Origin of the sequence: uncultured Nitrosomonas sp., from assembly GCF_902826915.1 — a bacterium.
Taxonomy (GTDB): Bacteria; Pseudomonadota; Gammaproteobacteria; order Burkholderiales; family Nitrosomonadaceae; genus Nitrosomonas.
This window is the reverse complement of the sequence record NZ_CADEGP010000086.1, coordinates 1-10,792: the sequence shown is the minus strand read 5'-3', so window position 1 is coordinate 10,792 and position 10,792 is coordinate 1. Positions and strand designations below refer to the sequence as shown.

9 protein-coding genes and 1 pseudogene are annotated in these 10,792 nt (G+C 46.7%); 4 read left to right on the top strand and 6 right to left on the bottom strand.

Annotation, left to right across the window (positions count from 1 at the left end):
• Window positions 1–40: 40 nt before the first annotated feature.
• On the bottom strand, window positions 41–613 hold the full coding sequence (locus QZV86_RS12385) for a recombinase family protein (protein WP_110341114.1): 573 nt from the start codon (window positions 611–613) through the stop codon (window positions 41–43).
• Window positions 614–773: 160 nt separating this feature from the next.
• Between QZV86_RS12385 and QZV86_RS12380 the strand changes: the two genes are divergently transcribed.
• Together QZV86_RS12380 and QZV86_RS12375 are read left to right on the top strand one after the other, a co-directional pair.
• Window positions 774–3,836, top strand: a complete 3,063-nt coding sequence (locus QZV86_RS12380; protein WP_110341112.1) for a Tn3 family transposase — start codon at window positions 774–776, stop codon at window positions 3,834–3,836.
• Between the two features lie 98 nt (window positions 3,837–3,934).
• Entirely contained in the window at window positions 3,935–4,204 is a 270-nt protein-coding gene (locus QZV86_RS12375; RefSeq protein ID WP_110341110.1) for a hypothetical protein, read from the top strand.
• Window positions 4,205–4,317: 113 nt separating this feature from the next.
• Here the strand turns inward: QZV86_RS12375 and QZV86_RS12370 are convergent, their stop codons facing one another.
• The 5 genes from QZV86_RS12370 to QZV86_RS12350 all read right to left on the bottom strand — a co-directional run bounded on the left by QZV86_RS12370 (window position 4,318) and on the right by QZV86_RS12350 (window position 8,512).
• Window positions 4,318–4,950 (bottom strand): hypothetical protein, encoded by a 633-nt coding sequence (locus QZV86_RS12370; protein ID WP_107790322.1) that lies wholly within the window; start codon window positions 4,948–4,950, stop codon window positions 4,318–4,320.
• A 49-nt stretch (window positions 4,951–4,999) separates the two neighbouring features.
• On the bottom strand, window positions 5,000–5,959 hold the full coding sequence (gene yut, locus QZV86_RS12365) for an urea transporter (protein ID WP_107790321.1): 960 nt from the start codon (window positions 5,957–5,959) through the stop codon (window positions 5,000–5,002).
• A 15-nt stretch (window positions 5,960–5,974) separates the two neighbouring features.
• On the bottom strand, window positions 5,975–6,613 hold the full coding sequence (locus QZV86_RS12360) for a TetR/AcrR family transcriptional regulator (RefSeq protein WP_110341108.1): 639 nt from the start codon (window positions 6,611–6,613) through the stop codon (window positions 5,975–5,977).
• Window positions 6,614–6,675: 62 nt separating this feature from the next.
• Window positions 6,676–7,863 (bottom strand): NAD(P)/FAD-dependent oxidoreductase, encoded by a 1,188-nt coding sequence (locus tag QZV86_RS12355; RefSeq protein WP_110341106.1) that lies wholly within the window; start codon window positions 7,861–7,863, stop codon window positions 6,676–6,678.
• 85 nt (window positions 7,864–7,948) lie between these two features.
• Window positions 7,949–8,512: an OsmC family protein gene (locus QZV86_RS12350; RefSeq protein WP_107790320.1), complete on the bottom strand. Its 564-nt coding sequence runs from the start codon at window positions 8,510–8,512 to the stop codon at window positions 7,949–7,951.
• 582 nt (window positions 8,513–9,094) lie between these two features.
• Here QZV86_RS12350 and QZV86_RS12345 point away from each other — a divergent pair.
• Both QZV86_RS12345 and QZV86_RS12340 read left to right on the top strand, forming a co-directional pair.
• Complete coding sequence (locus QZV86_RS12345; RefSeq protein WP_207896489.1) at window positions 9,095–9,826, top strand: IS5 family transposase; 732 nt, start codon at window positions 9,095–9,097, stop codon at window positions 9,824–9,826.
• A gap of 24 nt (window positions 9,827–9,850) precedes the next feature.
• Window positions 9,851–10,792: pseudogene (locus tag QZV86_RS12340) on the top strand (chromosome segregation protein SMC); the annotation flags it as partial.

Here is a 10,792-nt window from a genome sequence, read left to right as displayed (position 1 = left end):
GGGTAAATTCCAACAAAGGTACGTAATGCGTCATTCGTTCTTAAGATTGCTTATTTTTCTCGTTAGAATCCTTCACATACGCATAAAGTGTTGGTTTCGAGATATTCATCATTTCGCAGATTGTTTTGATCGGTAGCTTCTTTTCTTGATACAGTTCAACCGTCAACTGGCGTTTAGTGGTATCTAGCGATTTAGGTCGACCGCCTTTGCGGCCCCTAGCACGAGCTGCTGCAAGCCCTGCACGCGTACGATCTTCGATCAGATTACGCTCAAACTCTGCTAAAGCACCAAAGATGTGAAAGATTAACTTTCCGCTACTTGATCGAGTATCGATTGATTCTTCAAGGCTCCGAAAGCTTACACCCCATTGCTCCAGACGATTAACCCATTCAATTAAATCTTTCAGAGAACGACCCAAACGATCTAATCGCCAAACTACCAATGTATCACCTTTACGTAGTAATTCACTGAGCTGTGTCAGACCAGAGCGTTCAGTTTTAACTCCACTAACCTTATCTACAATTATTTTCTCACACCCTGCCGCTTTGAGGGCATCTTCCTGTAAATCAGACTTTTGATCATCCGTCGATACTCGTGCATAACCGATCAGCATGGCAAATAAGTAAAGAAACTCATTATATAGCACATTATTGTTTACCTTGATTTCTTTACCGGGTATATTACCTAAAATCCCGCTATTTAGGAAACAAATAATGATTTTTTGAGCAAGTAAAACAAACCACCGTTTTCTTTACCTCAGCAAGGAGGTCATCATGCCGCGAATGCGTATTCTCAATACTGTTGAACGGTACGATTTTGATTTTCCACCGACATTTAACTCCCTTCAACGTAAAAAGTACTTTTATTTCTCTGACACTCTTTATCACATGGTATCAGGCTTGCGATCGCCGGCACATCAGGTCGGATTTCTGATTAGCTGCGGTTATTTTCTAGCGACTAAAAAATTTTTTGCAGCTAACGAGTTTAGAGCGGTTGATGTTGAATATGTTACCCAAAAACTGGGATTGCCAGATGTATTGGTTAATTTGCATGAATACAATGATCGTACTCGTCAGAAACATCAACAGACCATACTCAAGTATTACGGTTATCAAGCTTTTAGCAGCCAAGCCAAAGCATTTTTAAACGAAGAAATTAATATTATGGTACGTTCTCAGTTAAAGCCTCGTTTGATCTTCTGGCGCTGCATTGATTTGCTGATACGGGAAAAGGTGCAGTTGCCGGGTTGTTTCACTTTGACTGATTTAATTACAGCAGTGATCAATCGACGTAAAGATCAATTAGTAAACATCATTCAACAACAACTATCCTCAGAAGCTAAACAAGCATTGGAAGCCCTGTTTGAGCAAACCCCTGTATTCGGTGAACAACACCCAGGAGCAACTTCGGCTTATCGACTGACTCTGCTAAAAAAATTGTCGCAATCAGCACGTCCAGCAAAAATCAAAGAACGCGTTGTTGACTTGGTGTTGATTGGAGAATTGTATGGCCAGTTCCAATCGACCCTGCGAGCACTGGACTTAAACCGTGATGGAATCCGTTATTACGCCAATAGTGTGTTGAAATCAGAAATCTTTCAGATCACCCGACGGCGTGATGAAGACCGTTATTTGCATTTGTTGGCGTTTATTGCTCACCAGTATTATCGTCTGCAAGATAATCTAGTTGATGTGTTACTAAACAGCATTAAGAGCTATCAAAACGGCGCTCAGCGTGAGCATAAAGAACAGCGTTATGCACAACGGGTAGAGCGCAATCAGGTGGTAAATAAATTGCTGCGCTACATCAATAGCAATTGGCTGAGCTTAGTATCAGAGATTCAGACCGTCATACAGGATGAAGCGCTGACCGATGCGGAAAAAGTGAATCGGATCGAAGCATTATTACCCAAAGATCAACAAGACTTGATAAATCTACGGGATAAGTTGGTAACACAGTTAAATGAGGATGACTATTACCAAATTCTTGAAGCGCGTTCTCTGCGTTTGCAAAACCGTGTCAGTCCGATTCTCAAAGTGCTCACATTTCAGTGCGAACCGGCAGCGCAAGGATTGCTGGCAGCCTTGAATCACTTTAGAAACAATGACGGCCGCATTGATAAAACTGCACCGGTTTCATTTCTGACTGAGGAGGAATATACAGCAGTCACAACTGGTGAGCGCTTTCGCGTGTCGTTATACAAAGCATTTTTGTTTCTACATGTGCAAAATGGCATAAAATCCGGCACTGTAAATTTACATCATTCTTATAAATATCGTCCACTGGACGATTATTTGATCAGCAAGGGTCGCTGGCAACAAGAGAAATACATTCTGCTGGAACGAGCGGGACTACTAGATTTTGTTGATTCTGAGCAAGTACTGAAGCAATTAGATGAAGCGCTATTGCAGCAATACCAAGTGACTAATCAGCATATCGCAACCGGTGACAATACTTTGGTCAGTTTCGATGCTAAGGGACGTTTTCAGTTAAAAACGCCACAAAAAGAATCACATGGTGCAGATGCAGAGCCGCTACGCAATTTTTTTCCTGAACGACAATATGTGTCATTACTGGAAGTAATGGCTACTGTCGATCGTTATAGTGGTTTTTTGAACGAATTCCAACATTGGCAACAGCGCTATCACCATCAGCGTCCAAAAAAGCAGACTTTTTTTGCCGGTATCATCGGTCTGGGTTGCGAGATTGGCACACCGAAAATGGCCCGCATCTCACAGGCGATCAATGAATCGGAGCTGGAGCGCACAGTTAATTGGTTTTTCTCACTTGAGGGTACTCGTGCTGCCAATGATCGTGTTGTGGCATTGATTGATCAGATGGGATTACCCAATTGTTATCGACGTACTCCCGATCAGCTGCATACGTCCAGTGATGGCCAGAAATTTGAGGTTTTAAATGATTCTTTGAATGCCAGCTATTCATTCAAGTATGCCGGAAAAGATCTAGCCAGCAGTGTCTATAGCTTTATTGATGAGCGTAATATCTTATGGTATTCCACCGTATTCAGTGCCGCTGAGCGGGAAAGTGCTTTTGTTATCGACGGTTTGATGCACAATGATGTCATTAAAAGTGATATTCATTCTACTGATACTCATGGTTACAGCGAGGTTATTTTTGGCGCAACACATTTGCTGGAATTTTCTTATGCTCCGAGAATCAAGAACCTGAAGAAACAGCAGCTGTATCTGTTTAAAAATCATCGGCACATTGATCGTTCAAACTGGAAGATTCAACCATCAGGCTATATTGATACTGATCTGATTATCCGCCATTGGGATGATATTTTACGAATGATTACAACAATTAAACTCAAAGAAACTACTGCATCAGACATATTCAGACGACTAAATTCCTATTCCAAGCAACACACCTTGTACAAAGCACTCAAAGCATTTGGTCAGATCATTAAATCGCTGTTCATCTTGCGATACATTGATGATGTAGCTCTACGCCAAGCCATTGAGAAACAGCTGAACAAGATCGAGCATTCTCACAAATTCACCCGTGCAGTATCGGTAGGCAATCCTCGAGAGCTGATTGAGACTGAGAAGCAAGAGCAAGAAGTCGCAGAAAGTTGCAAGCGGTTGATTAAAAACTGCATCATTTGCTGGAATTATCTGTACTTAATTCAGAAACTATCTGACACGAATGATCCTGCGTATAAAACCGCGCTGCAAGAGGCACTGGCAAACGGTTCTATTATTACTTGGTTACATATTAATTTGCTGGGAGTATACGATTTCTCAGAGGAAAAACTGCAAGATACGGTAGGTATTCAAATGCCAAAACTAGCACTTGAAGCAGAGGTAAAGTAAAAAAGGAGGCAAACAGTGAATGACGCATTACGTACCTTTGTTGGAATTTACCCATTGATGAGAATCTGGTACAGGCAGTCTGGGAAAAAGGACGAGGGATGCTGGAGCAAGATACATCCGAGTGGCGCAAGGACCAATGTGGCGCGTGGATAAACCGGCAACAATATAATAATGTGAAGTCAGAATATGGTTGGAAGATCGTAAATGTTAAGCCAGGCAGTCCAGATTCCCTGGAAAACCTGCAGCCATTTCACTGGAATAATGATTTCGATATTGCAAACGATAAGCCACACTGCAGGGTCACGGCGGACCGAACTGGATTGTTGCCCACTCAAGACATCGATATGCCGCACAATACCAGCGCTTGATCTACCAGTATATGGCTGGTTTTATTGATACGGAAGCTTGCAGGGTGCTAAATCGAAAAAAGAAATAATTTCTTCTACACACCCTGCTAACATAAGTTGGCAGCAAAAGGAGATTAATCAATTATTCGTCTAAAATTATAAAAAGAGACAGCTGCTGCGCAAAGCAGAAGTAAAGGCCAGAACTGAACGATGCCTTCGTACCATCGCGAACCTACGGTGATCGGAATTACTAATCTAAAATCCAGCTGATTCTCATCTACGCCAGAAAGATGAAGCACGTATTCTCCCGGTTCATCAACGTGAATCTCAAGAGAAATACTGCCTGAATGATAATTTTTTGCGGGAATTGAAAAAAGCGCTTTCCCCAATTTGCCATCAGCCTCCCTGAACAGGCTGAGTGCCACCGATCGCTCACGTACGGAAACAGGATACAGTAAGTCAATGGTGATACTGAGTATGCCTGGGCTGGGTACTTTTCCACATAAAATGGGAACAGACATTGCACTTAAGGCATCCTGCGGTATTTCATAGTCTTTAGGAATAAAATAGGCAGAATAACCAATTAACAATGTATCAGACTCAATTGTGCAAGTACCACCACGAAACCCTTTTGGGTATGTTTCCGACATGTCGCCTTGAGAACTTACGTGGAACTGCATTCCAATCAGAATAATGACCATTAGCGTACTGATAGCAATCATAAGACGCCGGGTATGTATCGATAAATTTTGCCAGATTGCAGTCATAAACTCCTCCTTGGAAATGTTTGCTGGGATCGAAAAGGGGATAATTTGCTTAACTCATTGCTGCCGAAAACCAGTATCTGGATTTACTCGCAATAAACAGGACTACCCATAAGGTAAGAATAAAGGGAGATGCCAGAACAGGCAGGCCCATGGGTGTCAGTAGACTAGATAATACTGCCTGGCACAGCACGGCCAGAATACCGGCCAGGATCGCCAGCAAGGCGCTTTTGGCACTGGGCTCGAGAAAAACCCAGCCGATTGCAATCATGACCAGGGCCGGATTGAATCCATAGAGTCCCGCCTCGATAGCACTTGCATGGACGCCGAGTATTGCGGGTACGACAACCCCGATGAAAGCGCCGCCAATCACCATCAGCGCGCCGCGCAGGGAGGCGATGGCAATTCCGGTAAGAAGCATGCCGCCGGCAAGCGTATTGTCGGTAAAGATAACCTGGCCTATGCCTCTTGCCAGTGCAGTGAACCATGTTTCCAGAGGGAGGGTACCTATATCCATGACGGCTAACTGCATGCTTGCTGCGGGTAACGCTGGGCCAAGTGCGTAGCTGTCGAAGGCGTAGATCGTTACCAGAAATACCCAGCTGACCAGGACAAATGGTGAAGTTGCGGCTGGCATGTTAAAGAGCTGGAGCATTCTGGTCAGAACTGCCCACATGAGGCTCGACAGCATGGATGCCAATACAATATAGAGCCAGAGCTGGGGCGTATGTTCAAGAAATATTGAGAGGCAGGCGCCTGACAGCACACCGTTGAAGCCATATAATCCTGCTTCGATATCGGCTTTGCAGAATCTGCAGGCATGAGCAGTCACAGTGCTGCTGATCAAGCCAACGGTTGCAGCCAGCCCTGTGATCGTTCCGCCTGCGTAGAATGCCGCCAGTACGATCAATCCTGTGACGGCGTTGTTACAGAAAACGACCTGTCCGGCACCCCTCAGCAAAATGCGTAGAGGTGTGGGTATCCTCTTGTCCAAATTTAATGACCAGTTCAAGGTGGTGTTCCTCTTTTAAATTGAGTGCATCTTTGTTGCCTGATTGTTGGTGCAAGGGGCGCTGCGCAGGATGTCCTCTGCAGTCAGTCGTCCGATATGGGCGACTTCGCCATTGCCGGTCACCATCGCGGTTACGATGGTGCCATCGATCAGGAGGCTCAATTTCTTCGTGACCAATTCGGGATCCTGTATACCACTTTGCGCAACCATTGCTTGCAGCCTGGCATTGATTTTTTCGCCGTGCCGGTTGGCAATTTCCTGTATCCAACTGTTACCCTTATCGTGCTCGGCGACCGCATTGATGAACACGCAGCCGTAAAAATCCTCGCTTTTGAACCAGTTCTGCATCAGATCAAACAAGGCCAGGATACGCTCAACGGGAGAGCAATGCATTTGCGGCAAATCCCGATCGAACCAGCGAAACCAGATACTTGCTTCAGCCTCGAATACTGCCTTGAGCAAGTTTTCTTTCGAGCCGAAATGCAGATACAGCGTGCGGCGGGATACGCCTGATTCTTCGATAATTCTGGCGATGCCCGTGGCATGTATGCCTTCCTTGCAAAACAGGCGGCAGGCCGTCTGCAGCAATTTTCTTTTATTGGTTTCTTTCCGTGAATGATGTCTGGGTCGTGCCTGCGTTCCGGTGTCTAACATAGCAATGATCGATTGGGTACTTCGCCTTCAGAGCGGCAGCGAAGCTTGATTGAAAATTTCCATTATCGTCCCGCCGCCAATTGTTGTTTGATTTTTTTTGCGATTCTGCCAGCCTCGAGACGGATTTCCCGTAGCAGACCACTTAATGGGTTTACTTGCCCGATGAAGTAGAGGCGGGGGGCGTCCTTGAACTCCTGGTCGCCCGAAATAACCGATCTGTCATTCTCGTCGGTGATGCCTGGCACTTGAACCAGTTTGGAAATTCCGGTGCGAAAACCTGTGCCCGCGATGATGACATCGGGCTCCAGCGTCGTGAGTGAATGGGTGCTGCCGGGATCGGTTGTCAGCGTGCGCAGGACATGTACGGTTCGCCCGGTGATTTTCTGGATCGGACCAACGATTCTGATCCGGCCGGCCCGGACATCGTCCACGAAAGGACGATAGAGAATGGGTACGACATTGTTGATGGCGTATTGTTTGGAGAGTGGCAGGGTCGGATAGGGAAGACCATGCGCGCTCAGGTTGCCGATCATGCTGCGCTGCAGGAAGCTCAATATGCGATCCACGATAGTACCGGGCCAGTAGCGGGTCCATACGCCAATACCGATCAGTGGAATGCCATAAACGCTTTTAGGCAGGATATGCGGGGGCGTTCTGCCCGATACGGTGACATGACTGGCGTGTTCGGTCAGCCTGCTGGCAATTTCGGCGGCAGAATTGCCGGTGCCGATGACCAGCACATGCTTGCCGGAAAAATCTTGAGCGTTCTTGAATTTCGAGGAGTGAATGATCTCGCCGGGGAAAGTTTCCATGCCTTCCCATTTGGGTATGACTGGAATGCGGCACCCGCCAATGGCCATGACCACAGCGCGTGATTCAAAACGTTTGCCATCAATGCTGGTGATGATCCACAGGTCGCGGTCGGGATCGTAATTGACCTGTTTGATATCGATGTTTGTTTGTACTGTAAATCCTCCCCGCTCAGGGAAGGTCTCCAGCAGGCGCACCACTTCCTCGCGCGAAGGCCAGGAGCCGGCGGAGAGGGGAAATTTGCTGCCTGACAAGGCCGAGAAATAGCGGCCGGAATTCAGGCGTACGCCATCATAGTGATTGCGCCAGACATCCCCCACCGCAGCGGTGCGTTCCAGTACCAGCGGTTCCAGGCCCGCTCTGGCCAGCTCATAGGCGGCTGACAATCCTGCCGGGCCTGCGCCGACCACGGCTACATCGTGAATATCATTATTTTTCATAGTTCACCTTGTTTGGTATGCAGTTATTCATGCTCAAAAATGCACGCGACTGGCTGCCATAAATCCCGATGCGCGGATGAAGTACTCAGGAAGCATGCGTTGCGGTTGCTTCAGCGTGGTGAACAATCTCGACATCGATCGGCACCGGTCGCATGATCGTGTCCGGGATGGGCGCGGTTGGAAATACTTTTTCCATTAGCGCGATGACCTTTTCTTCCGGGGCATCGGTCTGGATATCGACAACGATTTTGATATTTTCGTAACCAGGCGTGCCTGCCTCCAGACCAAAGGCTGTCCGGAAATTGACTCGGCCCGAAACGTTCATGCGCAGGGATTCCACATGGATGCGGGCGGCTGATAAAGCGGCGATATAAGTATTGACCAGGCAAGCACCCACAGCTGCCAGCAGTAAATCTTCCGGTGTGGCGCCCATTTCTTCCCCGCCATAGCGTTTGGGTTCATCGGAAAGCACCACTTGGCCATCGGTGGTGTGCGTGGTGCTATGAAAGCCGCTGTCCCACTCAACTGTCGCCCGGTAGCCAGGGTTAGCGATATCGCCTTTGTCATCTGCTTTGATCGAATCGAGCGCTGCCCATATCCGTTTCAGGTCGAGTCCATTCACGATAATGTCGGTGGTTGAATTAATCATAGCTAAGTCTCCATGATGAGCGCAGGTGGTGGAAATGAATTCCCCTTATCTGCCTGATAAAAATATTTTACTGATTGTCATTCTAGCACACTTATCGCAAAAAGTATACCGATCGTTCTCTTTTTAAATCCTCTTCTAAAACAGATGGATAGCCTAGAAAATTAGAAACCTGAGGCGCGCGAGGTGTGTTGATGAGCTATGAAGAAAGGCAGCATGGTCGGTTGAGTTTTTCGGTGGTGTGATGATCAAAGAAGGCGCCAGTGCGAGACTGAACGAAACATCAGGTCGAGAATAAAGAAAAATAAAAGCGGTGATTGGGATTCTTGCAAACAATAACCTCAATCGTTACTCTTATTTTTCTTGATTCGCGACCTGACCCCGATATTGCGATACAAAAGCTCAAATCAATATGAAGCAGAGGCAGTAAAATGAGAAAAATTGCTTAATTGGTGTTCCTGGAATTTGTTGACTACGTCACCCACTACTCTTTAGAAGCTGTCTGGCAAAACGATTTCCATTAGAATCAAGGATTTTGATAACAAGCTAAGAGATGTCATACAAAACGGATATAAATAATGAGGAATGGAACTTGATAAAAAAGAGTTTGATCCTGTCAGCAAACGTGGCAATAGTCACAAACATAGCAAAAGAACCATTGTGAATGCCATTCTGTATGTTGTCAAAGGCGGTATCCAGTGGCGGCTGATGCCGAACGATTTTCCTCCCTGGCAGACTGTTTACGATCATTTTAGCCGGTGGAACAAGCGTGGTGTCTGGGAGGAATGCCTGGATAAGTTGACGCTCTTTTCTCGTCAAAAAGCTGGACGCTGTGCCGTACCCAGTTATGGCATCATTGATGCACAAAGCGTGAAAACTCAGTACGCCAGCGAAGAACGAGGAATTGATGGTGGCAAAAAAGTTAAAGGTCACAAGCGGCATATCGTGGTAGACATTCTCGGTAATTTACTCCACGTCAAAGTTCATGCTGCCAATGTGAGCGATACCAAAAGCGCTTGTACAGTGCTGGAAGGTGTCATCGATAAATACCCTTCACTCAAAGCATTCTCAGGGGATGCCGGTTATCGAGGTACAGCAGTTGATTTCGTAGTTAATGGGCTAGGCCTGGCTTTGCACATTTCAGAGAAAATCGAAGGTAAATGGGCTGTTTTACCGAAGCGGTGGGTGGTCGAGCGCACGTTTTCCTGGCTTGGTAACTTTCGCCGTTTATCCAAGGATTTCGAAATCTTGCCGGCTACTGCCGAAAACATGATTCGAATCGCCATGATGAAAATAACACTTGCAAAATGCGTCTAATATTTTACCAGACAGCTTCTTAAAGTGCAAGAAAAACGTTCCGAGGCCCAAAAAACTCTGGAACTTGTTGACAGTTATCTCAAGGAGCATGCACAGGATGAATGGCTGATCAGCGGTCTGGCCGGTGTTGAAGAACAATTGGATGGCCTGCTTTCCAAGCAAAAAGAAATCGTTCAAGAAGAGGCCAATCAAGAAAAAGCCGTGACGACTCTGGAACGGGTGACAAAATCACTTGATGACTGCCAGAAGCAATGCCGCACTCGGAAGCAGGAGCTGGACGACGCATCAATAAGGCTTCAGCAAGGTAAAGATGCATTAAGCCAGTTGCTGGGGGATCGGCTGTTGCGTGAATACCGCACCGAGAAAGAAACTCTGCTTCGTGAAATGGCCTTCCTGACGAAAATAGCGGAGCTTGAAGACCACCGGGCCAAATTGGAAGATGGCAAACCCTGTCCACTCTGTGGTGCGACAGAGCACCCATTCGCGGAAGGCAATGTTCCCGTTCCCGATGAAACCGAACAGAAGATTAAAGCACTCACCAAACTGATCAGCAAGGCTGAGGATCAGGAAGCCGCTATCAAGAAACTTGAAGAAGCTGAGGTCACGGCCCGTAAGAATCTGACGGAGGGTGAAAAGCAGGAGACAGCAGCGGCTAATGACAAGAAGGCTGCCGAGAAATCCTTTGCCGAGGTGAAGGAAGGTCTGGAAAAACTCCGTGCTGATTTTACCGCACGCAGGCAGGCCGTCTCTGCCAAACTCCTGCTGCTTGGCATCACGGAAATCCCCGAGATGCAAGTTTCATCACTGCTTGAGTCACTCAGAGCACGGCTGAATGCATGGCAGGCCCAGGTTAAGAAAAAAGCTGAAATCGAGAAACAGATTGCAGATCTCGACAGTGAGATGAAGCGTCTAGATGCGGTCATTGAAACCCAAAGTACCACCCTGGCCGAAAAGCGGGAACGCCTA